Genomic DNA, 24,835 nt, shown 5'->3' with positions numbered 1-24,835 from the left:
CCGTCCGTCCGGTGGTAGCGGGTTCAACCGTGATGACCGGCCGCGTCGGGATGACCGTCCGTCCTACGGTGACCGGCCGCGTCGCGACGACCGTCCCTCGTACGGTGACCGCGACCGCGGTGGCGACCGCGGCGGCCGCCCCTCCTACGGGGATCGCCCGTCCGGTGGTGGCTACCGCAGCGGTGGCGACCGTCCGTCCTACGGCGACCGTGACCGTGGCGGGGACCGTGGTGGCCGCCCGTCGTACGGCGACCGCCCGTCCGGTGGTGGGTACCGCAGCGGTGGCGACCGTCCCTCCGGTGGTGGTTACCGCAGCGGCGGCGACCGTGGTGGCCGTCCGTCCTACGGCGACCGTGACCGTGGCGGCGACCGCGGCGGCCGGTTCGAGGGCCGTCGTGACGACCGCCGTGACGGCGGTGGCTACGACGACCGCCGGGGCAACTACGAGCCGGTCAAGCGTCTGCCGATCCCGGACGACGTCACGGGCTTCGAGATCGACGCGGACGTGCGTCAGGACCTGAAGAGCCTGCCGAAGACGCTGGCCGACGACGTCGCCCGCAACCTGGTGATGGTCGCCCGCCTGCTGGACACCGAGCCGGAGGAGGCCTACAACTACTCGCGGGTCGCCCTGCGGCTGGCGTCGCGGGTCGCGTCGGTGCGGGAGGCGGCCGGGTTCGCCTCGTACATGACGCAGCGTTACGCGGAGGCGCTGACCGAGTTCCGTGCCGCGCGCCGGATGACCGGCCGGGCGGACCTGTGGCCGGTGATGGCGGACTGCGAGCGTGGTCTGGGCCGTCCGGAGCGGGCGCTGGCGATGGCCGGTGAGCCCGAGGTGAAGCAGCTGGACAAGGCCGGCCAGGTCGAGATGCGTCTGGTCGCGGCGGGTGCCCGCAGCGACATGGAGCAGTTCGACGCCGCCGTGGTGACCCTGCAGAGCCCGGAGCTGGCCTCCAACGCCGTCCACCCGTGGACCGCGCGGCTGCGTTACGCCTACGCCGAGGCGCTGATCGCGGCCGGGCGCGCCGACGAGGCCCGCGACTGGTTCGCGAAGGCGGCCGACGCGGACACCGACGGTGCGACCAACGCGTCCGAGCGGCTGGCGGAGATCGACGGCCTGGAGTTCGTGGACACCCTCGACCCGGAGCTGGCCGACGAGGAGCAGGACGGCGCTCCGGCGGCCGAGCCGCGGGCCAAGTCGATCGCTCCGGACGAGATCGGCGACGACCGGGTGATCTACGAGGACGAGGAAGACGTCGAGGAGTACTACGACGAGGACGACCTCGAGATCGACGAGGACGGCGACGCGGACGAGGACGACGACCGGGCCCGCCCCGCGCGCGCCGAGGACGACGACCGCCGCTGAGGCCCACCGGGGCACGGCGGGCCCCGGTGCGCCTCTGCTGACGCCGGAAGGCCCCCACCGCACGCGGTGGGGGCCTTCGGCGTCTTCTCAGCCCAGTTCCAGGCTCCGCAGGACCAGCCCGGTGGCCGGCTTCGGGCCGAAGGAGGTGGACTTGCGGGGCATGGTGACGCCCTGCTCGGCCAGGCGGCGCACCACGCGCTCCTCCACGGGGTGCAGCAGGACGGCCGTGCCGCCGCAGCGGGCGGCCTCCCGCTCGGCGCCCTCGGGGGAGTGCAGGTAGCCGATGTCGTCGGGGCCGTCCGGGATCCGCCAGGTGTGGTCGAGCAGGGTGGCGTGCAGGACGGTGGCGTCGAGGTGCCGCCACTCCTCCGGGCGGTCGGTGCGCACGGTCCGGGCCAGCAGGGCCTCGTCCGGTTCGCCGGCCAGCCAGAAGGTGCCGTCGCCGCCGGTCAGCAGGAAGGCGTTGCCGCCGTGGCGCTTGGCGTCACCCAGGGCGTCCAGGGCGCTGTGCAGGGGCCCCGGCACCTCCTTGACCTGCCAGTGGTCGGCGAGGGCGGCCAGCGCGTCGGCGACCGGGAGCCGGTAGAGCACCCGGTGGATGGCGCGGACCCGCAGCGGGTAGCGGGCGGTGTCGACCAGCAGCACCATCCCGCGGTCCCACGGGCTGCGCGGGAGGTGGCGGTGTTCGCGCTGCAGGCGCAGGTACATCTCCCAGCGGTGGTGACCGTCGGCGATCAGCGCCCGGCAGGTGCTCAGGTCGCGGGTGACGGCGGCCAGGTCGACCGGGGAGGTGACGGCCCACAGGCGGTGGTCGGTGCCGTCGGAGGTGGTGGTGGACAGCAGCGGCTCGCCCTGGACGGTGCGCTCGACCACCTCGGCGGCGCCGCCGTTGCCCCGGTAGGTGAGGAGCAGCGGTTCGAGGTTGGCCTTGGTGGTGCGCATCAGGCCGACCCGGTCGGCCACCGGCCGGGGCATCACGTCCTCGTGCGGGAGCACCACGCCGGCCTCCCGGCCGCTGACCGCGAGCGCGCCGATCAGGCCGCGCTGCAGGACGCCGCCGCCGGGGGTGCCGGGCTCGTGGGTGCGCTGCTCGTAGACGTACACGGCCGGGAACGGGTCGGCGGCCAGGACGCCCTCGCGCTGCCACTCGGTGAGCAGCCGGGCCGCGTGGCGGTAGCGGGTGTCGCGGTCGGGGCGGTCGCCGCTGTCGTCGGGCTCGGGGCGGGGGAGGATCAGCCGGACGATGTTGTGGGGGTCGCCGGTCTCCAGGTCGAGGCGCCGGTTGGGGTCGACGACGTCGTAGGGCGGCGAGGTGACGGCGGCCAGCGTGCCGACCCGGTCGGGGACGTAGCGCAGGCCGCGGAAGGGGGACAGGGAGAGGCCTGCGGTGGCGACGTGCCCGGGGTCCCCGGGGCCGCCGGACGCGGGGTCTGCGCCGCTTTCGGCACTGGGTGCACTCATTGGGGGCATGTTAGTCGGGGTATGGGTGTTGAGTGATCAGTTGAGTGATCAAAAGTGCCCGGTGCCGTCCCGCCGGACCAGGGCCGGCCGGGTGGTGGCCGGGCGTGGCCGGGGCCGCACCGGGTTCGGATCGGGTTCGGGCTGGGGTTGCGGGAGCGAGGTACGGCATGAATGGCGGGCACGAGCGGCCTACCGGTGACGGCGTGGACGGGGACCGGGGAGGTCCGGCCGCGGGGGAGCCGGAGGGCGAGGTCTACGACTGGTTCCGGCGTGGTGTGCGGCTGCTGGACGAGCGGCACCCGGCGGCGGCCGCGCAGCTGCTGTCGCGGGCGGCCGGGTACGAGCCGCAGTCGCACAGTATCCGGGAGGCGCTGGCGCGGGCGCAGTTCGACGCGGGTGCGTACCGGGAGGCGTTGGAGAACTTCCGGGCGGTGGCGCTGGCCGATCCGTCCGACGACTACGCTCAGTTCGGTTGGGGCGTCGCCGCGGCCCGGCTGGGCGACTTCGAGACCTCGGCCGAGCACCTGGCGCTGGCGGTCGCGATGCGGCCGGACAACGCGCACTACCGCGCGGCGCTCCGGCAGTCCAGGGCCACACTGGCGGCCCGGGCGGGCGCGTACGGGCCGTTGCAGCCCGGTGCGCCGGGGTATCTGGCGCCGCCGGAGCCCGACGGGCCGGGCGCCTGACCTGTACGGAACCGAACTCGAGCTGGGAGAGCACGCATGACCGGTACGGCTGTCGGCACCGCGCGGACCGCACCGGGCGGCAGTGACCGCCCGCTGACCGAGGCGTACGACGTCGCGCTGCTCGATCTGGACGGTGTGGTCTACGCGGGTCCGCACGCGATCGAGCACGCGGTGGATTCGCTGGCGGCCGCCCGGGAGTCCGGGATGCGGCTGGCGTACGTCACCAACAACGCCTCGCGGCCGCCCCGGGTGGTCGCCGAGCACCTGACCGAGCTGGGCGCCCCTGCGGAGGCCGGGGACGTGATCAACTCTGCCCAGGCGGCCGCCCGGCTGATCGCGGACAAGGTGCCGGCCGGGTCGAAGGTGCTGGTGGTGGGCGGTGCCGGGCTGGTCGAGGCGCTGGCCGAGCACGGGCTGGTGGCGGTCGGCTCGCTCGACGAGCAGCCGCTCGCGGTGGTGCAGGGCTACGACCCGTCGGTGGGCTGGCACCAGCTGGCCGAGGCCTCGTACGCGGTGGCGGCGGGGCTGCCCTGGGTGGCGTCCAACACCGACCTGACGGTGCCGACCGCGCGCGGTATCGCGCCCGGCAACGGCACCCTGGTGGCCGCCGTCCGGACCGCCACCGGGGTGGAGCCGGAGGTCGCGGGCAAGCCGCTGCCGCCGATGCACCGGGAGACGGTGCTGCGGACCGGCGCCAAGCGTCCGCTGGTGGTCGGTGACCGGCTGGACACCGACATCGAGGGCGCCTACAACGGCGGGGTGGACAGCCTGCTGGTGTTCACCGGTGTCACCACCCCGGCCCAGCTGCTCGCGGCGGAGCCGAAGTACCGGCCCACCTACCTGGCGGCCGACCTGCGGGGCCTGCTGACCGCGCACCCCGCCGTGGCCGGGCAGCCCGACGGCAGCCACAGTTGCGGCGGCTGGACCGCCCGTGCGGCGGACGGCGCGCTGCTGCTGACCGGCTCCGGGGAGGACCGGTACGACGGTCTGCGGGCGCTGTGCGGTGCGGCCTGGGCGGCGCTGGACCGGGACGGTGCGCCTGCGGACGGCCGGAAGGCGCTGGCCGAGCTGGGCTTCTGAGGCCCGGCGGGGGGCGGTGGGTGGCGGTCCCCGGGGTCTGCCGCGCCGTGCCTGCTGTCGTCGTCCTCGTCGTTGCCGCTCGTTGACGGCCGATCATCGGTTCTGCCAGGTTGGAGCGGACCAACGAGGGGGAGCCATGCCGCACACCGTACTGACCAAGGGTGGAAACGCCCCGCTGCCCGGGACGACGGTGACGGTGACGGTCGGCGCGACCGGGGTGCCGGTGGACGTCTCGGCGCTGCTGGTGAGCGCGGCCGGGAAGGTCCGGGAGGACCTGGACCTGGTGTTCTTCAACAACCCTTCCCGGGACGGGGTGTCCGTGGCCGGGCAGGTCGTCACGGTCGAGCCGGGCGCGGTGCCGGCCGGGGTCGAGTCGGTGGTCGTGGTGGCCAGCGTGGACGTCGACCGGCCGGGCGTGGTGTTCGACGCCGCCGGGACGCCGCGGGTGACGCTGGCCGGTGCCGGGACGACGGTGGAGTTCGTGCCACCGGCGCTGACCGGCGGGGAGACCATCGTCGTCCTGGTCGAGCTGTACCGGCGCGGCGGCGGCTGGAAGGTCCGGGCGGTCGGCCAGGGCTACGCCGGCGGTCTGGCGGCGCTGGCCACCGACTTCGGGGTGGACGTCGGGGAGCCGTCCGCGGCGGCTGCGGAGCACGTCCCGCAGCATGTTCCGCCGGTGCCGCCCGCTGTGCCCGTGGCGCCGGTGGCGCCTGCGGCCGCTGTGCCGCCGCCCGGGTACGGGCAGCAGCCGCCCGCCTACCCGCCGCCGGGGCAGCCGGCACCGGGACAGCCCGTACCCGGGTACGCGCCGCCGGGGTACCCGCCGCAGCCGGGGTACGCCGCGCCGCCCGCGTACGGGCAGCCTGCGGCGTACGGGCAGCAGCCTCCTGCGTACGGGCAGCCCTCCGGGTACGGGCAGCCTGCGGCGTACGGGCAGCAGCCTCCTGCGTACGGGCAGCCCTCCGGGTACGGGCAGCCTGCGGCGTACGGGCAGCCGCCGGTGCAGCCGCCTGCGGCGCCGGTGCCGGCCGGGCCGACGCCCGCGATCAGCCTGGAGAAGGTGCGCTCGACCGCCCCCGCCCTGCTGCAGAAGTACCAGTCGGCCGGCGTCTCGCTGGCCAAGCGCGGGCTGGCGGGGTACCGGATCGCGGTGTACCTGGTGCTCGACTACTCGATGAGCATGCGGGGCTACTACGAGGACGGCAGCGTGCAGCACCTCGCCGAGCAGGTGCTGAGCCTGGCGGCGCACCTGGACGACGACGGCAGCGTGCCGCTGGTGCTGTTCTCCAACAAGGTCGAGCTGGTCACCGACATCCAGCTGGCCGGTCACCACGGGCGGATCGACGAGGCCCGCCGCTCGGTCCGGATGGGCGGGACCAGCTACGCGCCGGCGATGCAGGCGGTGATCGACCTCCACCAGCGCCGCGGCGGCGGCATCCCGGCGCTGGCGATCTTCCAGACCGACGGGGACCCGTACGACCGGAAGGCCACCCAGAAGCTGATGCAGTCGGCCTCCTCGCTGCCGCTGTTCTGGCAGTTCGTCGGCTTCGGCGAGCGCGAGGACCTGACCTTCCTGGCGGGCCTGGACGACCTGAAGGACCGGGTGATCGACAACGCCGACTTCGTCGCCGTCGGCCCGCAGCCCCGGGCCTGGCACGACGAGGCGCTGTACGACGCGCTGATGGCGGAGTTCCCGCGCTGGCTGGCGGAGGCGCGGGCCCGCGGCATCGTCCGCTAGGACGCGTCTCGCCTTTCCCGCCGGGCGCGCGGTGCCCCCGGCCTCCGGCCGGGAGATGCCCCCTGCTGGACGTACCGGCGGGGCGTCCAGTGCCGCGCGCCGCTCCGACGTGAGGGGTGGGACCAATCCTGGCGCCCGGACGCCGGCCGGGGTCAGAGCAGGGTGCGCAGGCGCAGCAGGTCGCGGAGACCGGCTTCGAGCTTGACCCGGCCGGAGGCCCAGGCGGAGGCGAACGGGAGCCGGCCCCCGACCATCGCCACCAGGTCGTCGCCGGACATCGTGAGCCGGATCTCGGCCTTGTCGGCGGGGGCGCCGGGGGCGCTGGTGATGTCCTGGATCCGGCCGTCCCGCAGGCGGCCGGAGAACGTCAGGTCGAGGTCGGTGATCCAGCAGCTCAGCGAGCGGTCGAGCTCGGCGGCCTTGCGGACGCCGCCCTCGGCGCGGGACATGTTCCGGCTGAGCTGCTCCAGGGCCTCGCGGCACTCCTCGATGCTGGCCATGGTGGTGGGCTGCTCCCTCGGCTGATGATCGGGCTGGTGATCCGGCCGGTGATCCGGCCGGTGATCGGCGGCGTTCCACGCTATCGCAGCGGCCGGTCGGCCGATCGGCCCCGCAGCCGGGACGAACGTGCAGCGGGCCAGGGGCACGACGGGGTAGCGTCGGTGGAGGCGGCGGGCCTCCGAGGGCCCGACGGGCCTCGGTTCGGGCCGCCGCGGAGCTGGGCGCCGTCGGGCGCCGGAGGAGGCGGGCGGATGCTGCGGGATGCGGTGCGGGGCGCGGTGGCGGTCGCCACGGTGCTGGCCGAGGAGACCGGGAAGCGGGTGCTGACCACGGCGACCGGCCTGCTGGGGCGCGGTGGTGTCGATGTGTCGGCGGTGGAGCGTCTGATCGCCGAGCAGTTCCCGCCGTCCGGGCGGTCCCTGCAGACCCTCGCCGGGGAGGCGGTGACGGCCGGCCTGGCCGGCGTCGACCTGGCCGTCGGGGTGGCCCGTAGCGAGGTGGAGCGGGTCTTCGAGCGGGTCGGCGACCAGGTGATGAAGGTCGGTGTGGTGCTGAGCTTCCTGGAGAGCCAGCTCCGCGAAGGCAAGGACGAGGAGTCGGCCGAGGCGCCCGAGGGCGGTGGTGCCGGGTCGGACGGGTCGCCGTCGGCCAGGCCGGCCGCGCGCGCCGAGGGGCTGTTCGGGGCGGGGTGGGACGACGAGGAATGGACCGCTCCGGCCGAGCCGGTGCCGGCGGACGCCTGGGCGGTGCCGGACGACGGGCCGCAGGACGGTCCGGAGCGGGTTCCCGGTGAGGCGTGGGCCGAGCCGGACCCGGAGGCCCCGCGGCCGGGGCCCGTGGACGGCGCGGCCGGTGCGCCGACCGCGCGGAAGCCGTCCGCCGGGAAGCCGGGCGTACGGAAGGCGGCCGCCGAGGGCGTGCCGGCCGAGGGGGCGCCTGCGAAGCCCGTACCCCCGAAGCCCGCGCCCGCGAAGGCTGCCAGGAAGGCGGTGGCGAAGGACACCGCGGCGAAGAAGGCACCGGCGAAGAGGCCACCGGCCGCCGCCGGGAAGGGCGAGCCGGCGAAGCGCGGCGCGGCGGATCAGCCCGGCGCGCCGAAGCCGCCCGGTGCCGCGAAGAAGACGGGTGCGGCGAAGAAGACCGTGACCCGTAAGGCGACCGCTGCGGCGGGTGGCGCCGAGCCGAGGGCGCAGGCCGCCCGGAAGGCCGGGGCGAAGAAGACCGTGGTCCGCCGGGCGGTGTCCAAGCCCGAGCCGGGGCAGGGTTCCGATGACTGAGCAAGCGGTCGAGCAGCAGGCCGGGCCGGGGCCGGCGCAGGTCGGGGTGCCGGTGAGCCCGACCGGGCACCCGGCGGTGGACGAGGCGCTCGGCCGGCTGGAGGCGCTGGACGGGGTGGGGACCGAGGCACACGTCGCGGTGTACGAAGATGTTCACCAGCGGCTGACGGACACCCTGGCCGCCCTCGACCGCGAGCAGCGGTGAGCCGGACGCGCGGCGATGAGCAGCACGTGAGCAGCAGTAGGAGCTGAAGCACCAGTGGCAGTGGCACGACGCCGACTCGACGCGGAGCTGGTCCGCCGCAAGCTGGCCCGTTCGCGGGAGCACGCGAGTGAGCTGATCGCGGCCGGGCGGGTGACGGTCGGCGGCACCACGGCGACCAAGCCGGCCACCCAGGTGGAGACCGGGGCCGCGGTCGTGGTGGCCAAGGACGACGCCGACCCCGACTACGTCTCGCGCGGTGGCCACAAGCTGGCCGGTGCGTTCGCGGCCTTCGTGCCGCAGGGGCTGGTGGTCGAGGGCCGCCGGGCGCTGGACGCCGGTGCCTCGACGGGCGGGTTCACCGATGTGCTGCTGCGGGCGGGTGCGGCGCACGTGCTGGCGGTGGACGTGGGCTACGGGCAGCTGGCGTGGTCGCTGCAGAGCGACGAGCGGGTCACCGTGATGGACCGCACCAATGTGCGGGAGCTGGGCGTCGAGCTGATCGGCGGCGAGCCGGTGGACCTGGTGGTGGGCGATCTGTCGTTCATCTCGCTGGGGCTGGTGCTGCCGGCGCTGGCGTCCTGCTGCGCGCCGGACGCGGACCTGGTGCTGATGGTGAAGCCGCAGTTCGAGATCGGCAAGGAGCGCCTCGGCAGCGGCGGGGTGGTGCGCAGCCCGGAGCTGCGGGCGGAGATGATCCGTCAGGTGGCGGGCCACGCCTGGGAGTCGGGGCTCGGGGTGCGTGCGGTGACGGCCAGCCCGCTGCCGGGTCCGTCGGGTAACGTCGAGTACTTCCTGTGGCTTCGCAGGGGCGCGCCGCAGCTGGATCCGGCCGAGGCGGACCGGGCCGTCGCGGAGGGCCCCCGGTAGGGTGCTCGGCAGACGTCCGCACGCCGCGCGGCGCCGTGCGGCCGGAACCGGGTCAAGGGCGAGCCGGGCTGACGTGAGGGAGAGGGCAGCGACATGAGTGGCGGACGTACGGTCTTCCTGATCGCGCACACCGGGCGGGAGGCCGCTCTGCGCAGTGTCGAGGGGCTGGTCCACGGGCTGCTGAAGGCCGGGATCAGAATCCGGCTGCTCGCCTCGGAGGCGGTCGACCTCGATCTTCCGGAGGGTGTCGAGCGGGTGACCGGGGGGCTGGGCGCCGCGGCGGGCTGCGAGCTGGTCCTGGTGGCCGGCGGTGACGGCACGCTGCTGCGCGGGGCCGAGCTGGCCCGGGAGTCGGGGCTGCCGATGCTGGGCATCAACCTGGGCCGGGTGGGGTTCCTCGCGGAGGCCGAGCGGGACGACCTGGCGGTGGTGGTCGACCGGGTGGTGGACGCCGACTACGAGGTCGAGGAGCGGATGACCATCGATGTCCTGGTGCGGACCAACGGCGATGTGGTGCACGAGGACTGGGCGCTGAACGAGGCGTCGATCGAGAAGGCGGCGCGGGAGCGGATGCTGGAGGTGGTCACCGAGGTGGACGGCCGTCCGGTGTCCAACTTCGGCTGTGACGGGGTGGTGTGTGCGACGCCGACCGGGTCGACGGCGTACGCGTTCTCGGGGGGCGGGCCGGTGGTGTGGCCGGAGGTGGAGGCGCTGCTGATGGTGCCGATCAGCGCCCATGCGCTGTTCGCGCGGCCGCTGGTGACCTCGCCCGACTCGGTGCTGGCGGTGGAGGTGCAGCCTAAGACCCCGCACGGGGTGCTGTGGTGCGACGGCCGCCGTTCGGTGGAGCTGCCGGCGGGGGCCCGGGTGGAGGTCCGCAAGGGGCGGATCCCGGTCCGGCTGGCGCGGCTGCACCGGGCGCCGTTCACCAATCGGCTGGTCGCCAAGTTCGCTCTGCCGGTGACGGGTTGGCGGGGGCGCGCGCAGACCCCGTGAGTACGGAAGGCGGCCTGACGGTGCGTCGGGCCGCCTGGTCGGGGGCGTGGGTGCGGGACCGGTTCAGGCGGCCGACGGGGTGCTCTCGCTGCCTGCCCCGAGTCCGCCGCGGGCTGCCCGGTCCGCCGCCTCGGCGAGCCGGTCGACGGCCTCCGGTGCGGCGGCGGGCGGGACGGTGAGCGGGATCCGCAGGTAGTTCTCGAAGGCGCCGTCCACGCCGAACCTGGCCCCGGCGGCGAGCCGGACGCCGGTCTGTTCGCCGGCCCGGGCGAGGGCGCTGCCGGACACCCCGTCGGTGGCCAGCCACAGGGCGAGGCCGCCCGGGGGCATCGCGAACCGCCAGCGGGGCAGCCGCCGTCGCAGTTCGGCGGCGAGCGCCTCGGCGCTGCCGCGCAGCCGCCGGTGCTGGTGGGCGCGGACGGCGGCGAGCGGCTCGCCGAGCAGTTCGGCGGCGATCAGCTGGTCGAGCACCGGGGTGCCGATGTCGCTGAACGCCCGCTCGGTGGCCAGCTGGCGTACCAGTGCGGGGGCGGCGCGCAGCCAGCCGATCCGCAGCCCGCCCCAGAGCAGTTTCCCGGCGGAGCCGACGGTCACCACCTGGGCCGAGCGGTCGAGTGCGGCGAGTGGCCGGGGGAGCGCGGACTGCGGTGTGCCCCAGCCGAGTTCGGCGGGTGTCTCGTCGACCAGCAGGACGGTGCCGGCGGCTCGGGCGTGGCCGAGCAGGGCGCGTCGCTGCTCCTCGTCGACGAGTGCGCCGGTGGGGTTGTGGAAGTCGGGGATGACGTACGCGATCCGGGGTGCGGCGCCGCGCAGGACGCGCTGCCACTCGTCGAGGTCCCAGCTCGCCGGGGTGTCGGGGCCGTCGGGCCGGGCGAGGGCGACCGGTACCAGGCGGGCGCCGTTGCGGCGCAGTGACTGCAGGCTGTGCGCGTAGCTGGGGGCGTCGACGGCGGCGCGGTCGCCGCGGGTGAGCAGGGCGCGCTGGGCGAGGTGGAGGGCGCCCATCGCGCCGGTGGTGATCAGGATCTGGTCCGGGACGGTCGGCAGGCCGCGTTCGGTGTAGCGGCGGGCGACGGCCTCGCGCAGGACCGGGACGCCGGTGGGGTAGTGGCCGTGGCCGGCGGCGTAGGCGGGCAGCTGGTCGAGGGCGCGGGCGGCGGCCTCGCCGAGGAAGGGCTGCGGTGCGGGCAGCGCGGCGACGCCCAGGTCGACCACGGTGCCGCGCTGGTCGGGCTGGACGGGGTGGAGGGCGTCGACGGGCGGCCGGGCGCCTTCGGGCAGGGCGGTCCAGCTGCCGGCGCCGCGGCGGCTGCGCAGGTAGCCCTCGGCGCGCAGGGTCTCGTAGGCGGTGGCGACGGTGGTCCGGCTGAGGGAGAGCTCGGCGGCCAGTTCGCGTTCGGCGGGCAGCCGGGCGCCGACCGGCAGCCGGCCCTCGGTGACCAGGGTGCGGACCTGGCCGGCCAGGGTCCGGTACGCGGGGCGGCGGCCGGGCACCTCGGGCAGTGAGGTGGTGCGCAGCAGTCGGGCCAGCGCGGGTGGAGTGACGGTGCTGTGCCACTGGGTCATCGGTGTCACCGGTCCACTTGCTTCGAATTGGACCTGTTGTCGGTCCGATTGGACTTCCATCATGGGTCCGGTCCGAGTAATGCAGCAAGGGAGACCCGATGGCCGTCACCTACACCCCCGCCAGATTCGCCGACGCGCTCCCGCGGCGGCTCGTCCAGCTGCTGGCCGGGCTGGTGCTCTACGGGTCGAGCATGGCGCTGATGCTGCGCGCCTCGCTCGGCGGCAACCCCTGGGATGTGCTGCACCAGGGGCTGTCCCGGCACCTGGGGCTGAGCGTGGGGACCTGGGTGACGATCATGGGCGCGCTGGTGCTGCTGCTGTGGATACCGCTGCGGCAGCGGCCCGGTGTCGGCACGGTCGGCAACGTGCTGGTGCTCGGCATGGCGATGGACGTCACCCTCGGCCTGGTCACGCCGCCGGCCGGCTGGGCGGCCCGGATCCTGCTGCTGACCGCCGGCATCGTGCTGAACGGGCTGGCCACCGGCCTGTACATCGGTGCCCGGCTCGGTCCCGGGCCGCGGGACGGCCTGATGACCGGCCTGCACCGGCGCACCGGGCGTTCGCTGCGGCTGATCCGGACCGGGATCGAGCTGGTGGTGCTGGTGGCGGGCGTCCTGCTCGGCGGCACCTTCGGCGTCGGCACGATCGCGTACGCGCTGGCCATCGGCCCGCTGGCGCAGTTCTTCCTGCGCTGGTGCACGGTCCCGGCCGCGGCGGTGGCGGGAGCGCCCGAAGCCGCCCGGAAGGGATGAACTTGGGCATCGGGGGCCACCGCTCGTCGCGCGGTGTGGGCGGAACCTCGTAAGGTCGTCTCCGTGTTGGACGAGATGCGGATACGAGATCTTGGTGTCATCGACGACGCCGTGGTCGAACTGGCTCCGGGCTTCACCGCCGTGACGGGTGAGACCGGGGCGGGCAAGACCATGGTGGTGACCAGCCTCGGCCTGCTGCTCGGCGGCCGGGCCGACCCGGGGCTGGTGCGGCGCGGCGCCGACCGGGCCGTGGTGGAGGGCCGGATGACCCTGCCCGCCGACTCCCCGGTGCTGGCCCGCGCCCTGGAGGCCGGCGCCGAACTGGACGAGGGCGAACTGCTGGTCAGCCGGACCGTCTCCGCCGAGGGACGCTCCCGCGCCCACGTCGGCGGCCGGTCGGTGCCGGTCGGCCTGCTCGCCGAGCTCGGCGAGGACCTGGTCGCCGTGCACGGCCAGACCGACCAGCAGCGGCTGCTGCGCCCCTCCCGGCAGCGCGGCGCGCTCGACCGGTACGCGGGCGAGCACGTCGCCGAGCCGCTGGCCCGCTACCGCGAGGTCTACCGGCGGCTGCGCGAGGTCTCCGCGACCCTGGAGGAGCTGACCACCCGGGCCCGTGAGCGCGCCCAGGAGGCGGACCTGCTGCGCTTCGGCCTGGACGAGATCGCCGCCGCCGAGCCGCAGGCCGGCGAGGACGCCGAGCTGGCCGCCGAGTCCGAGCGGCTCGGCCACGCCGACGCGCTCTCCTCCGCGGCGACCCTCGCGCACGCCGCCCTGGCGGGCGACCCCTCCGACCCGGAGGGGGTGGACGCGGGCACCCTGGTCGCCCAGGCCCGCCGGGCCGTCGACGCGGTCCGCCACCACGACGAGCGCCTCGCCTCCCTCGCCGACCGGCTGAACGAGGCCGGCTACCTGCTCGCCGACGTGGCGGGCGACCTCGCCGGGTACGCGGACGACCTGGACGCCGACCCGGTCCGGCTGGCCGCGGTGGAGGACCGCCGGGCGGTCCTCGCCCAGCTGCTGCGCAAGTACGCCGGCCCCGAGGGCAGCCTCGCCGAGGTGCTGGAGTGGGCCGAGGCCGGTGCGGTGCGGCTGCTGGAGCTGGACGGCGACGACGAGCGGATCGACCAGCTGGGTGCGCAGGAGACCTCGCTGCGGGCCGAGTTGGGCGAGCTGGCGGCGGAGGTCTCGGCCGCCCGGCACGCCGCGGCCGACAAGTTCGCCGCCGCGGTCTCCGCCGAACTCGCCGAACTGGCCATGCCGCACGCCCGGGTGACCTTCGCGATCAGCCAGGTCGACGACCTGTCCGGGATCGAGGTCGGCGGCCGGACCGTCGCCTACGGCTCGCACGGCGTCGACGAGGTGGAGGTGCTGCTGGCCCCGCACCCCGGCGCCCAGCCCCGGCCGATCGCCAAGGGCGCGTCCGGCGGTGAGCTGTCCCGGGTGATGCTGGCCGTCGAGGTGGTCTTCGCCGGGGCGGACCCGGTGCCGACCTACCTGTTCGACGAGGTCGACGCCGGTGTCGGCGGCAAGGCCGCCGTCGAGATCGGCCGGCGGCTCGCCAAACTGGCGCGCAGCGCGCAGGTCGTGGTGGTCACCCACCTCCCGCAGGTCGCCGCGTTCGCCGACCGGCACCTGGTGGTGGAGAAGACCAACGACGGCACGGTGACCCGCAGCGGCGTCAAGTCGCTCACCGACGAGGAGCGGGTGCGCGAACTGTCGCGGATGCTGGCCGGTCTGGAGGACTCCGAGCTGGGCCGCGCCCACGCCGAGGAGCTGCTGGCCGCCGCCCGCGCCCCGCGCACCGGCTGACGTACCGACGCCACCCTCCCCGGCCCCGGTCACACCCCCGACCGCGGGCCGGGCCCCTGGACCGCCGGGCCCGTCGCCCATCCGCGACGCGCCCGCAGGTCCGGCCGACTGTCCAAGAACCCGCCCGACCTGGCATGGTGGCGGTCGGACATTGGCTTTCCAGTCCCGAGCGCCGATTCGCGGGCCAACCCCGGGCGGCGCGAGTCGAGTGATCGAGCCGGAGCGAAACGACGTGGACCATTCCGCCAGCCGGGGCACCCCAGCCGCCCAGGAATCGGGGCAGCTGCACGTGGTGCTCGTCCTTTCAGCCGGTACCGGGGGCATCGGGGCGCACGTCCGCTCGCTCGCCCAGGGACTGGTCGCCCACGGGGTCGGCGTCACGGTCTGCGGGCCGGCCGGCACCGACGAACTCTTCGGCTACACCAAGGCCGGCGCCCGCTTCCACCAGGTCGAGATCACCCCGACCGCGGGCGCCCGCAGCGACGCGGCCGCCATCGGTGAACTGCGGCGCGCCTTCACCGGTGCCGACGTGGTGCACGCCCACGGCATGCGGGCCGGCCTGCTCGCCGACCTGGCGCTGCGCACCGCCGGCCGCTTCCCGGGCCTTCGCCCGCAGACGCCGCTGGTGGTCACCTCGCACCACGCGATGCTCGCCACCGGCATGGAGCGCCGCCTGCAGCGGCTGATGGAGCGCCGGGTGGTGCGCGCCGCCGACCTGGTCCTCGGCGCCTCCTCCGACCTGGTCGCCCGGGCGCGTGAACTCGGCGCCACCGACGCCCGGCTGGGCCCGATCGCGGCCCCGCCGATCCCGCCCGGCGAACTGGACCGCCCCGAGGCCCGCGCCGCCCTGCTCGGCGACCGGGCGGACCGTCCGGTGGTGCTCGCGGTCGGCCGCCTGGTCCCGCAGAAGGCCTTCGGGCTGCTGCTGGACGCGGCCCGCCGGCTCACCTCCCCCGAACCGCTGGTGGTGATCGCGGGCGACGGCCCGGAGGCGCAGCCGCTGCGGGAGCGGATCGCCGCCGAACGGCTGCCGGCCGAGCTGCTCGGCTACCGCACCGACGTGCCCGATCTGCTGGCCGCGGCCGACCTGGTGGCGGTCAGCAGCCGGTGGGAGGCGCGGTCGCTGGTGGTGCAGGAGGCGATGCGGGCGGGGGTGCCGGTGGTGTCCACCGCGGTCGGCGGGATTCCCGAACTGGTCGGGGACGCGGCGGTGCTGGTGCCGTACGGCGACCCCGCGGCGCTCGCGCGGGCGCTCGACGGCCTCCTCGCCGAACCCGCCCGCCGCGCCGAACTCGCCGAGGCCGGCCGCCACCAGGCCGCCACCTGGCCCGACGAGGCCGCCACCGTGGCCCAGGTCCTCTCCACCTACGACGAACTCGTCCAGCGCCCCTGAGCCGCCCCTCCGGGGGTTCTGTCTTCAAGGGCGCGGAGGGTGCTTTCAGGGGCGCTGGGGGTCCCCCCGGCCGGAGGCTGGGGGCGGAACTGCGCGAGGGCGGGAGGTCGCGGGGCTGGCCCCGGGGTCGGAGGGTGGCCTTGCAGCGCCGTTGCCGTCTTCGAGGTGGGTGCCTTCCGCCCTCGCGCAGTTCCCCGCGCCCCTGAGGAACCCCCGCGCCCCTATGAACCGGGGGTTACTGCGGGGGTTGGGGGGAGGCGTAGGCGCCTGCGCAGGCGGTGAGGCGGAGGGCGGTGTCGATCAGGGGGACGTGGCTGAAGGCCTGGGGGAAGTTGCCGACCTGGCGCTTCTCGCGCGGGTCCCACTCCTCGGCCAGCAGCCCGAGGTCGTTGCGCAGCGCCAGCAGCTTGTCGAACAGCTCCCGCGCCTCGCCGACCCGGCCGATCATCGCCAGGTCGTCGGCGAGCCAGAACGAGCAGGCCAGGAACGCCCCTTCGTGCCCGGACAGCCCGTCGACGTTGTTGCCCTGGTCGTCGTGGGTGGGGTAGCGCAGGACGAAGCCGTCCTCGGTGGACAGCTCGCGCTGGATCGCCTCGATGGTGCCGATCACCCGCTTGTCGTCCGGCGGCAGGAAGCCGACCTGCGGGATGAGCAGCAGCGAGGCGTCCAGCTCCTGGCCGCCGTAGTACTGGGTGAAGGTGTTGCGTTCGGCGTCGTAGCCCTTCTCGCAGACCTCGCGGTGAATCTCCTCGCGCAGGGCGATCCAGCGCTCCAGCGGGCCCTCGGCGGGGCTCTGCTCGATCAGCTTGATGGTGCGGTCGACGGCGACCCAGGCCATCACCTTGGAGTGGACGAAGTGCCGGCGAGGTCCGCGGACCTCCCAGATGCCCTCGTCGGGCTCGCGCCAGTGCTGCTCCAGGTACGTGATCAGCTTCAGCTGGAGCTGGTGGGCGTGGTCGTTGCGGACCATGCCGGTCATGTGGCCGAGGTGGAGGGCCTCGACGACCTCGCCGTAGACGTCGAGCTGGAGCTGGCCGGCGGCGCCGTTGCCGACCCGGACGGGCTGGGAGTTCTCGTAGCCGGGGAGCCAGTCCAGTTCGGACTCGGTGAGTTCGCGTTCGCCCGCGATGCCGTACATGATCTGCAGGTTCTCGGGGTCGCCGGCCACCGCCCGCAGCAGCCACTCGCGCCAGGCGCGGGCCTCGTCGCGGTAGCCGGTGCGCAGCAGGGAGGAGAGGGTGATGGCGGCGTCGCGCAGCCAGGTGTAGCGGTAGTCCCAGTTGCGTTCGCCGCCGAGGTCCTCGGGCAGCGAGGTGGTGGGGGCGGCGACGATGCCGCCGGTGGGGGCGTAGGTGAGGCCCTTGAGGGTGATCAGGGAGCGGACCACGGCCTCCCGGTAGGGGCCCTGGTAGGTGCACTGGGAGACCCAGTCGCGCCAGAACCGCTCGGTGGCGGCGAGGGACTCCTCGGCGTCGGGTGCGGCGGGGGCGGGCAGGTGGGAGGCCTGCCAGGTGAGGGCGAAGGCGATCCGTTCGCCCTCGCCGACGGTGAAGTCGGCGTAGGTGGTCAGGTCGCGGCCGTAGGTCTCGGCGACGCCGTCGAGCCAGACCGAGTCGGGGCCGGCCACGGCGACCGTGCGGTGGCCGCCGTCGGCCTGCTCGACCCGGTGCACCCAGGGCACGATCCGGCCGTAGCTGAACCGCATGCGCACGGCGGAGCGCATCCGGACCCGGCCCTTGATGCCTTCGACGATGCGGATCATCTGCGGGACGTCGGGGGTGCCGAGCAGGTGCCGGGGCGGCATGAAGTCGATCACCCGGACGCTGCCGCCCTGGGTGTCCCACTCGTTCTCCAGGATCAGCGAGTCGCCGCGGTAGCGGCGGCGGTCGCTGGGCAGGGCGGGGGCGGCGGCGGTGACCGGGGGGATCCGCAGGTCGCCGGTGTCGGTGAGGGCGTCGTGCGGTGCGGGCGGGGCCGAGGGGCTGGTCACCGGTTCTGCGGGGCCGATCCGCCAGAAGCCGTGTTCATCGGTGCCGAGCAGGCCCGCGAAGACGGCCGGCGAGTCGAATCTCGGCAGGCAGAGCCAGTCGACCGCGCCGTCCCTGCTGACGAGCGCGGCGGTCTGCATGTCCCCGATGAGTGCGTAGTCCTCGATACGGCCGGCCACGTGGATCTCCAGTTCGCAATTTGTGCTCGGCGACGACCGACGGCGGAGCGCGGGGTCTGCGGGGCCGGAGTGCTCGGGGCGGCACTGTGAGACCCGTGGGTGTGGAGGGACTCGCGGGGTGACCGCACGGGGTTGTGGTGGGCCCCTGGGGCGAGCGGGAGGAACTGGTACGGGAGGTTCCGGTCGCGCATCGGGGACCGAGAGGTGCCGTCCGGACCCCCTCGCCCTCCGCGTGCTCTGCTGTCGGCGATGCGTCCGTGCAGGATACGTCGAGTGGCCGGGCCGGGGCACGCGCAGCGGCTCCGGTCCGGACGCACTCACACCAATAGATCAACAGTGACGTGCGCCGCGGCCGCGCGAAACCACCCGGTCCGGCCATCCGGAGATGATCCTTCCGGGCCATCCGCACCACCCGCCCGCGCGCTGCGGCGAGCCGCCCGTGACGGGCGCCGGCGGGCGCGCCGGGCCCCGGCCGAACGCGTCCTGTCCAGGTCGCTGATACCCTGGTATCCCGTGGACTGGTGGGAAAACCACCTCGGATCCGCCGACTCGACGACCCCGCCGGGCCTCCCGGCCGAGCACCTCCTCCCCGTCACGAAGGGAGGGCCGCTCCTCGTCGGGGCGACGGCGGACCGCCCGGGTGAACCGCCCACCGGCGTCACCCTCGACACGCGACCCACGGGAGCCCCCTCTTGGCACAGCCCCATTCCGGCAAGGCGGCCAGCAGCCGCGCCGTGACGACCAAGCACCTCTTCGTCACCGGGGGTGTCGCCTCTTCGCTCGGCAAGGGCCTCACCGCCTCGAGCCTCGGTGCGCTGCTCAAGGCGCGCGGCCTGCGCGTGACCATGCAGAAGCTCGACCCGTACCTGAACGTGGACCCGGGCACCATGAACCCGTTCCAGCACGGCGAGGTCTTCGTCACCGACGACGGCGCCGAGACCGACCTGGACATCGGCCACTACGAGCGGTTCCTGGACACCAACCTGCACGGCTCGGCCAACGTCACCACCGGCCAGGTCTACTCCACGGTGATCGCCAAGGAGCGCCGCGGCGAGTACCTGGGCGACACCGTCCAGGTCATCCCGCACATCACCAACGAGATCAAGTCCCGGATCCGCCGGATGGCGACCGAGGACGTGGACGTGGTGATCACCGAGGTCGGCGGCACCGTCGGCGACATCGAGTCGCTGCCGTTCCTGGAGGCGGTCCGCCAGGTCCGCCACGAGGTCGGCCGGGACAACGTGTTCTTCGTGCACGTCTCCCTGCTGCCGTACATCGGCCCCTCGGGCGAGCTGAAGACCAAGCCGACCCAGCACTCGGTCGCGGCCCTGCGCAACATCGGCATCCAGCCGGACGCCATCGTGCTGCGCGCCGACCGCGAGGTGCCGCAGGCCATCAAGCGCAAGATCTCGCTGATGTGCGACGTGGACGAGGAGGCCGTGGTCGCGGCCATCGACGCCAAGTCGATCTACGACATCCCCAAGGTGCTGCACGGCGAGGGCCTGGACGCCTACGTGGTGCGCCGCCTCGACCTGGCCTTCCGGGACGTGGACTGGACCGTCTGGGACGACCTGCTGCGCCGGGTCCACGAGCCCCAGCACATCGTCAAGGTCGCGCTGGTCGGCAAGTACATCGACCTGCCCGACGCGTACCTGTCGGTCACCGAGGCGCTGCGCGCGGGCGGTTTCGCCAACAACGCGCGGGTCGAGATCAAGTGGGTCGCCTCGGACGACTGCCTGACCCCCGAGGGCGCCCAGGAGCAGCTCGGCGACGTGGACGCGGTCTGCATCCCCGGCGGCTTCGGTGACCGCGGGGTGGACGGCAAGGTCGCCGCGATCACCTTCGCCCGGGAGAACAAGGTCCCGCTGCTGGGCCTGTGCCTGGGTCTGCAGTGCGTGGTCATCGAGGCGGCCCGCAACCTGGCCGGCCTGCCGGAGGCCAACTCCACCGAGTTCGACGCGGCCGCCAAGTACCCGGTCATCTCCACCATGGCCGAGCAGCTGGCGATCGTCGACGGCAAGGGCGACCTGGGCGGCACCATGCGCCTGGGCCTGTACCCGGCCAAGCTCGCCGAGGGCTCGATCGTGCGCGAGGTCTACGGCGGCGAGCAGTACGTGGACGAGCGCCACCGCCACCGCTACGAGGTCAACAACGCCTACCGCGCCGACCTGGAGAAGACCGGCCTGCAGTTCTCCGGCCTGTCCCCCAAGGGCGACCTGGTCGAGTACGTCGAGTACCCGCGCGAGGTCCACCCCTACCTGGTCGCCACCCAGGCGCACCCGGAGCTGAAGTCGCGTCCGACCCGCCCGCACCCGCTGTTCGCGGGTCTGGTGGCGGCCGCCATCAAGATCAAGACCGGCGCCGAGCAGGCGTAGTCGCACCCGACGGCGGCCACCCGGGGATCCCCCGAGTGGCCGCCGTCGTGTTGTCCGTCCCCGGCGGCGATGGCATAGATTGTGTCGCACTGACGAAAAGGGGATTCGCGATGACCGACGTGCAGCAGTCCACGACCGAGGTGCAGCAGCAGATCCGGGACCTGGAGGAGCAGTGGCCGGTCCGGGCCACCGAGACCCCGTTCCAGGGCCGGGTCACGGGGGTGCGGACGGACGAGGTCCTGATGCCCGACGGCAGCTACGCCCGCCGCGACTACCAGACGCACCCCGGCTCGGTCTCGGTGCTCGCCCTCGACGACCAGCAGCGGGTGCTGATCCTGCGCCAGTACCGCCACCCGGTGCGCCAGCGGTTGTGGGAACTGCCGGCCGGCCTGCTGGACGTGCCGGGGGAGAACCCGCTGCACGCCGCCCAGCGCGAGCTCTACGAGGAGGCCCACCTGCGGGCCCGCCGGTGGCGCGTCCTGGTGGACTTCTACACCTCGCCCGGCGGCACCGACGAGGCGCTGCGGCTGTTCCTGGCGACCGACCTGGCCGACGCCGAGGGCGAGCGCTACGCCGCGCACGGCGAGGAGCTGGAGATCGAGACCGCCCGGGTGCCGGTCGAGGAGCTGGTCCGGCTGATCCTGGCCGGCGGACTGCACAACCCGACCCTGATCACCGGCACCCTCGCGCTGTACGCGGCCCTCACCGGCCCGGGCCTGGACTCGCTGCGGCCGGCCGACGTGCCGTGGCCGGCCCGTCCCTTCCCGGCCGCCTGACGCGGCACCCCGTCCGGGCCCGCGCCGCCGGGCCGCCGCCGTTCGGGTGCGTCCGGTGGCGGTTGTTGATCCGCCGGGGTGATTTGCCCGTTGGTACTACCGGGCGGCAGCTCGGCACCGCGGTGCGCGCGAACTACGCTTCGCGGACAGGGTCCCTCGTACCGGGCCCGGTCTGCTGGGCGACTGGTCGGGAGTGGCGCAGGTGGCGAGGAAGACGGCGACGGTGGACGCACCGCCCCCCGGGTCCCAGGTGAACGACATGCTGCCCGCGGGGGCGGAGCCGTTCGTCGGCCGCCGTACCGAGCTGGCCGCGCTGGCGGCCGCCGCCGCGCGGCCGGTGCCGGGCCGCGGCCGGCTGGTGGTGCTCGCGGGCAGGCCCGGTTCGGGCCGCACCGCGCTCGCCGTCCGGTACGCCCGCACCGCGGCCGCCGAGTTCCCGGACGGCCTGCTGTTCGCCCGGCTGTCCGCACCCGACGGCAGCCCGGTCGAGCCCGGCCGGGCCGCCCGCCGCCTGCTGGAGCAGCTGGACGCGGTGCCCGAGGGGCTGCTGCCCGCCGACCCCGGGGCCGAGGACCCGGCCTGTGCGGCGCTGCGGGCGGCGCTGGCCGGCCGCCGGTTGCTGATCCTGCTGGACGAGGTCCGGGAGGCCGCGCAGCTGCTGCCGCTGCTCGCCGACGAGCCCGGCTGCCTGGTGCTGGCCACCACCACCGGCCCGCTGACCGGGATCGACGCGATCGATCCGGTCATCCTCGGCGGCCTCGACCAGCCGTCCGCGATCGACCTGCTCGGCCGGCTGATCGGCGGCACCCGGATCAGCTGCGACCCGGTCGGCGCCGCCGACCTCGCCGAGGCCTGCGCCTCGCGCCCGGCGGCCCTGCGGCTGGTCGCCACCCGGCTGCGGGGCGACGCCCGCGCGGCCGTCACCGACGCCGCGGCGGAGCTGGCCCCGCCGGAGCGAGACGCGGCCCCGCGGTCCCCGAAGGCGCCCGGCGCCGCCCGGCCCAGGAGCCGCCGCCAGGGCGGTGCCCGCCAGGCCAGGGAGCTGCTCCCGGCCGAGCCGGTGGCGGTGCCGGACACCGACCCGCTGGTGGCGGCGTTCGACCTGGTCTACCGCGGACTGCCCGCGCCGGCCGCCCGGATGCTGCGGATGCTCACCCTGGCGCCCGGGCAGTCCGCCGACCTGCGGACGGCGTCCGCGCTGGTCGGCTGCCCGGCGCCGGAGGCCGGCACCCAGCTGGAGAAGCTGGCCGGCCAGGAGCTGCTGGAGCGCGAACCGGACGCGGCGGACGGCACCAAGCGCTACCGGGTGCCCGGGAGGCTGTACCCGAGGTTGGTGGAGCTGCGGGCCGAGCGTGACCGCCCGGCCGAGGTCGAGCTGGCCCGGGCCCGGCTGCTGGAGCGCCTGGTCAGACTGGTCGACTCGGCGCGGCTGCTGCTGGACCGCACGGCCGGCGACAACCCCGACCCGCTGCCCGGCCCGCTGCGGCTGCGCAGCGCCGCCCAGGCGGCCGGCTGGCTGGCCGGCGAGCGGGACCGGCTGCTGGGCGCGGTCCGGGACGCGATCGGCCAGGGCGACCTGGACGGTTCCGCGGGGCGGCTGGTGACGGCGCTGCTGCGCGCGCTGCCGCTGACCGGCGCCGCCGCCCCCGCCGACCTGTACCAGCTGCACGGGCTGGTGCAGCGGGTGGCCGAGCGGCAGGCGGCCCCGCGCCGGGCGGCGGCGGCCCTGCTCAACCTCGGGGACCTGCAGGCGGCCGAGGGCCACTGGGCCAGGGCCGAGGAGCACTACCGGGCGGCCCTCGAGCACGCCCGCACCGCCGGTGACGAGAGCGCCTGCGCCCGCGCCCTGGAGGGCACCGGCGGCTGCCACCGGGCGCTCGGCGACCCGGTCAGGGCCGCCGACTGGTACGGCCGGGCGCTGGCGTTGCGGCAGGGTCTCGGCGACCAGCGGGCCGAGGCCCGGCTGCTGGTGCGCACCGCCGAGGCGCACGCCGCGCAGCGGCGCTTCGACGAGGCGGTGCGCGAGTACCGGGCGGCGGCCGCGGTGCTGCGCAGGCTCGGCGAGGACACGGCCGCGGCGGCCCTGGCGCAGGCCGTGGAGCGGCTGCGGCGGCTGGTCGACGGTGAGGGGTATCTGCTGGTTTCGGAGTAGTGTCGATTAAGGGCGTTTCGCCCCACATTGACACCTAGATCGTGATGCAAGCCTACGAAACTGCCAACGTGTCCGGCAGATTTATTCAGTTTGGAAGGCTGACGGATCCACTGGGCTTCATTACACTCGACTCCAGTCGCGCAGCGATCCGTGCCCCGGCCTGTCCCGGAGGCTTCCCCGTGCGCGTCACCCGCCGGTCTTCCCCGGCCGGGACCCCCAGGTAAGAGGGACGTGTTTAGCCGTGAAGGTCGGCATCCCCCGCGAGGTCAAGAACCACGAGTACCGCGTGGCCATCACGCCTGCCGGCGTGCATGAGCTGGTCCGCAACGGCCACGAGGTCTACATCGAGGACAACGCCGGCATTGGCTCCTCGATCCCGAACGAGGAGTACGTGGCGGCCGGTGCCGCCATCCTCCCCACCGCCGACGAGGTGTGGGCCACCGCCGACCTGCTGCTGAAGGTCAAGGAGCCCATCGCGCAGGAGTACCACCGCCTGCGCAAGGGTCAGACCCTCTTCACGTACCTCCACCTGGCGGCCGACCGGGCCGGGACCGACGCGCTGATCGCCTCCGGCACCACCGCCATCGCGTACGAGACCGTGCAGCTCGCCAACGGCGCCCTGCCGCTGCTCGCCCCGATGTCCGAGGTCGCGGGCCGGCTGGCCCCGCAGGTCGGTTCGTACCACCTGATGCGCCCGGCCGGCGGCCGCGGCACCCTGCCCGGCGGTGTGCCCGGCACCCACCCGGCGAAGGCCGTCGTCATCGGTGGTGGCGTCTCCGGCTGGCACGCGGCCACCATCGCCATCGGCATGGGCTACGAGGTGACCCTGCTCGACCGCGACATCAACAAGCTGCGCGAGGCCGACAAGATCTTCGGCACGAAGATCAAGGCCATCATGTCCAACAGCTTCGAGCTGGAGAAGGCCGTCCTGGAGGCGGACCTTGTGATCGGCGCCGTGCTGATCCCGGGCGCCAAGGCCCCCAAGCTGGTCACCAACGAGCTGGTCTCCCGGATGAAGCCGGGCTCCGTGCTGGTCGACATCGCGATCGACCAGGGCGGCTGCTTCGAGGACTCCCGCGCCACCACGCACGCCGAGCCGACCTTCGAGGTCCACAACTCGGTCTTCTACTGCGTGGCCAACATGCCGGGCGCCGTCCCGAACACCTCCACCTACGCGCTGACCAACGCGACGCTGCCGTACGTCGTCGAGCTGGCCAACCGCGGGTGGAAGGAGGCGCTGCGCCGGGACGCCTCGCTCGCCAAGGGCCTGAACGTGCACGAGGGCCAGATCACCTACGGTGCGGTCGCCGAGGCCTTCGGCCTGGAGTCCGTCTCCCTGGACAGCGTCCTCGCCTGACGCCGCCCCCGTCCGTACGCCCCCGGCCCGCTTCCCTCGGGCCGGGGGCGTTCGGCATGCCCACGGCCGGGGTGGCCGGGTGGTGACCCCGGGATGTCAATTTATGTGCATCATGTCACCCGCCCTGTGGACCGGGTGTTCTGACCGGCCCTCGGGAAGTGCCCGGGGTCCGCAGAAACGTTAGGGTCACAAGCCCTGCCATCCCTTGACAGATACCTGGTCGGCCGCCGACACATCCGGCCCACTACCGTGGATTGTGTTGCTGCGAACGCCCGAAACGGCCTAGAGTCGCAAACCGTCGGCTAGCTGCCACG

General features: G+C 74.6%; 19 protein-coding genes. 15 read left to right on the top strand and 4 right to left on the bottom strand.

Annotated elements, in window-relative coordinates; genetic code table 11:
* The first annotated feature begins 460 nt into the window (after window positions 1-460).
* Window positions 461-1,363, top strand: coding sequence for a tetratricopeptide repeat protein (locus AB0D08_RS17510; protein ID WP_359889663.1), 903 nt, complete (start codon window positions 461-463; stop codon window positions 1,361-1,363).
* Window positions 1,364-1,450: 87 nt separating this feature from the next.
* On the opposite strand, the gene AB0D08_RS17505 is transcribed toward AB0D08_RS17510, so the two are convergent.
* A complete protein-coding gene (locus AB0D08_RS17505) occupies window positions 1,451-2,824 on the bottom strand; it encodes a DUF1015 domain-containing protein (protein WP_033824864.1) in 1,374 nt (457 codons plus the stop codon).
* 203 nt (window positions 2,825-3,027) lie between these two features.
* Here AB0D08_RS17505 and AB0D08_RS17500 point away from each other — a divergent pair, with 203 nt between their 5' ends.
* From AB0D08_RS17500 to AB0D08_RS17490, 3 genes are all read left to right on the top strand, one after another.
* On the top strand, window positions 3,028-3,510 hold the full coding sequence (locus AB0D08_RS17500; RefSeq protein ID WP_233289356.1) for a tetratricopeptide repeat protein: 483 nt from the start codon (window positions 3,028-3,030) through the stop codon (window positions 3,508-3,510).
* A gap of 36 nt (window positions 3,511-3,546) precedes the next feature.
* Complete coding sequence (locus tag AB0D08_RS17495) at window positions 3,547-4,590, top strand: HAD-IIA family hydrolase (RefSeq protein ID WP_033824862.1); 1,044 nt, start codon at window positions 3,547-3,549, stop codon at window positions 4,588-4,590.
* Between the two features lie 136 nt (window positions 4,591-4,726).
* Window positions 4,727-6,328, top strand: coding sequence for a VWA domain-containing protein (locus AB0D08_RS17490; RefSeq protein ID WP_359889650.1), 1,602 nt, complete (start codon window positions 4,727-4,729; stop codon window positions 6,326-6,328).
* 152 nt (window positions 6,329-6,480) lie between these two features.
* Here AB0D08_RS17490 and AB0D08_RS17485 read toward each other — a convergent pair whose 3' ends face one another.
* On the bottom strand, window positions 6,481-6,828 hold the full coding sequence (locus AB0D08_RS17485) for a sterol-binding protein (protein ID WP_033824861.1): 348 nt from the start codon (window positions 6,826-6,828) through the stop codon (window positions 6,481-6,483).
* Window positions 6,829-7,080: 252 nt separating this feature from the next.
* Between AB0D08_RS17485 and AB0D08_RS17480 the strand changes: the two genes are divergently transcribed.
* The 4 genes from AB0D08_RS17480 to AB0D08_RS17465 all read left to right on the top strand — a co-directional run bounded on the left by AB0D08_RS17480 (window position 7,081) and on the right by AB0D08_RS17465 (window position 10,174).
* Entirely contained in the window at window positions 7,081-8,106 is a 1,026-nt protein-coding gene (locus tag AB0D08_RS17480; RefSeq protein WP_359889647.1) for a hypothetical protein, read from the top strand.
* On the top strand, window positions 8,099-8,311 hold the full coding sequence (locus AB0D08_RS17475) for a hypothetical protein (protein ID WP_359889645.1): 213 nt from the start codon (window positions 8,099-8,101) through the stop codon (window positions 8,309-8,311). Before AB0D08_RS17480 ends, AB0D08_RS17475 begins: the two co-directional genes overlap by 8 nt.
* Before the next feature lie 60 nt (window positions 8,312-8,371).
* Entirely contained in the window at window positions 8,372-9,178 is an 807-nt protein-coding gene (locus tag AB0D08_RS17470; RefSeq protein WP_033824860.1) for a TlyA family RNA methyltransferase, read from the top strand.
* A 93-nt stretch (window positions 9,179-9,271) separates the two neighbouring features.
* On the top strand, window positions 9,272-10,174 hold the full coding sequence (locus AB0D08_RS17465; protein WP_033824859.1) for an NAD kinase: 903 nt from the start codon (window positions 9,272-9,274) through the stop codon (window positions 10,172-10,174).
* 63 nt (window positions 10,175-10,237) lie between these two features.
* On the opposite strand, the gene AB0D08_RS17460 is transcribed toward AB0D08_RS17465, so the two are convergent.
* Window positions 10,238-11,740: a PLP-dependent aminotransferase family protein gene (locus AB0D08_RS17460; RefSeq protein ID WP_359889643.1), complete on the bottom strand. Its 1,503-nt coding sequence runs from the start codon at window positions 11,738-11,740 to the stop codon at window positions 10,238-10,240.
* A 98-nt stretch (window positions 11,741-11,838) separates the two neighbouring features.
* Here AB0D08_RS17460 and AB0D08_RS17455 point away from each other — a divergent pair, with 98 nt between their 5' ends.
* The 3 genes from AB0D08_RS17455 (at window position 11,839) to AB0D08_RS17445 (ending at window position 15,694) form a co-directional block, all read left to right on the top strand.
* Window positions 11,839-12,492 carry a membrane protein gene (locus tag AB0D08_RS17455; protein ID WP_051814091.1) on the top strand — a complete coding sequence of 218 codons (654 nt, stop codon included), beginning with the start codon at window positions 11,839-11,841 and terminating at the stop codon, window positions 12,490-12,492.
* Window positions 12,493-12,567: 75 nt separating this feature from the next.
* Window positions 12,568-14,301 (top strand): DNA repair protein RecN, encoded by a 1,734-nt coding sequence (gene recN / locus AB0D08_RS17450; RefSeq protein WP_033824868.1) that lies wholly within the window; start codon window positions 12,568-12,570, stop codon window positions 14,299-14,301.
* A 232-nt stretch (window positions 14,302-14,533) separates the two neighbouring features.
* Complete coding sequence (locus AB0D08_RS17445) at window positions 14,534-15,694, top strand: glycosyltransferase family 4 protein (protein ID WP_033824857.1); 1,161 nt, start codon at window positions 14,534-14,536, stop codon at window positions 15,692-15,694.
* Between the two features lie 235 nt (window positions 15,695-15,929).
* On the opposite strand, the gene AB0D08_RS17440 is transcribed toward AB0D08_RS17445, so the two are convergent.
* Window positions 15,930-17,867: a glycoside hydrolase family 15 protein gene (locus AB0D08_RS17440; protein ID WP_359889660.1), complete on the bottom strand. Its 1,938-nt coding sequence runs from the start codon at window positions 17,865-17,867 to the stop codon at window positions 15,930-15,932.
* A 686-nt stretch (window positions 17,868-18,553) separates the two neighbouring features.
* On the opposite strand from AB0D08_RS17440, the gene AB0D08_RS17435 reads away from it, so the two are divergent.
* The 4 genes from AB0D08_RS17435 to ald all read left to right on the top strand — a co-directional run bounded on the left by AB0D08_RS17435 (window position 18,554) and on the right by ald (window position 24,521).
* Entirely contained in the window at window positions 18,554-20,236 is a 1,683-nt protein-coding gene (locus tag AB0D08_RS17435) for a CTP synthase (RefSeq protein ID WP_304441510.1), read from the top strand.
* A gap of 110 nt (window positions 20,237-20,346) precedes the next feature.
* On the top strand, window positions 20,347-21,012 hold the full coding sequence (locus AB0D08_RS17430; protein ID WP_051814090.1) for an NUDIX hydrolase: 666 nt from the start codon (window positions 20,347-20,349) through the stop codon (window positions 21,010-21,012).
* A gap of 202 nt (window positions 21,013-21,214) precedes the next feature.
* Window positions 21,215-23,164, top strand: coding sequence for an AAA family ATPase (locus AB0D08_RS17425; RefSeq protein WP_359889639.1), 1,950 nt, complete (start codon window positions 21,215-21,217; stop codon window positions 23,162-23,164).
* A gap of 241 nt (window positions 23,165-23,405) precedes the next feature.
* On the top strand, window positions 23,406-24,521 hold the full coding sequence (ald, locus tag AB0D08_RS17420; RefSeq protein ID WP_033819958.1) for an alanine dehydrogenase: 1,116 nt from the start codon (window positions 23,406-23,408) through the stop codon (window positions 24,519-24,521).
* Window positions 24,522-24,835 lie beyond the last annotated feature (314 nt).

It is taken from the genome of Kitasatospora sp. NPDC048540 (genome assembly GCF_040651175.1).
Lineage (GTDB): Bacteria > Actinomycetota > Actinomycetes > Streptomycetales > Streptomycetaceae > Kitasatospora.
The sequence above is the reverse complement of the archived record's forward strand: the minus strand, read 5'-3'. Positions and strand labels throughout refer to the sequence as shown.

Excerpts from the sequence above, each read along its gene's own strand:
- AB0D08_RS17485 (WP_033824861.1), bottom strand. The coding sequence starts at position 6,828 with ATGGCCAGCATCGAGGAGTGCCGCGAGGCCCTGGAGCAGCTCAGCCGG.
- AB0D08_RS17430 (WP_051814090.1), top strand. The coding sequence starts at position 20,347 with ATGACCGACGTGCAGCAGTCCACGACCGAGGTGCAGCAGCAGATCCGG.
- recN (WP_033824868.1), top strand. The coding sequence starts at position 12,568 with ATGCGGATACGAGATCTTGGTGTCATCGACGACGCCGTGGTCGAACTG.
- AB0D08_RS17495 (WP_033824862.1), top strand. The coding sequence starts at position 3,547 with ATGACCGGTACGGCTGTCGGCACCGCGCGGACCGCACCGGGCGGCAGT.
- AB0D08_RS17465 (WP_033824859.1), top strand. The coding sequence starts at position 9,272 with ATGAGTGGCGGACGTACGGTCTTCCTGATCGCGCACACCGGGCGGGAG.
- AB0D08_RS17455 (WP_051814091.1), top strand. The coding sequence starts at position 11,839 with ATGGCCGTCACCTACACCCCCGCCAGATTCGCCGACGCGCTCCCGCGG.
- AB0D08_RS17475 (WP_359889645.1), top strand. The coding sequence starts at position 8,099 with ATGACTGAGCAAGCGGTCGAGCAGCAGGCCGGGCCGGGGCCGGCGCAG.
- AB0D08_RS17490 (WP_359889650.1), top strand. The coding sequence starts at position 4,727 with ATGCCGCACACCGTACTGACCAAGGGTGGAAACGCCCCGCTGCCCGGG.
- AB0D08_RS17460 (WP_359889643.1), bottom strand. The coding sequence starts at position 11,740 with ATGACCCAGTGGCACAGCACCGTCACTCCACCCGCGCTGGCCCGACTG.
- AB0D08_RS17505 (WP_033824864.1), bottom strand. The coding sequence starts at position 2,824 with ATGAGTGCACCCAGTGCCGAAAGCGGCGCAGACCCCGCGTCCGGCGGC.
- AB0D08_RS17480 (WP_359889647.1), top strand. The coding sequence starts at position 7,081 with ATGCTGCGGGATGCGGTGCGGGGCGCGGTGGCGGTCGCCACGGTGCTG.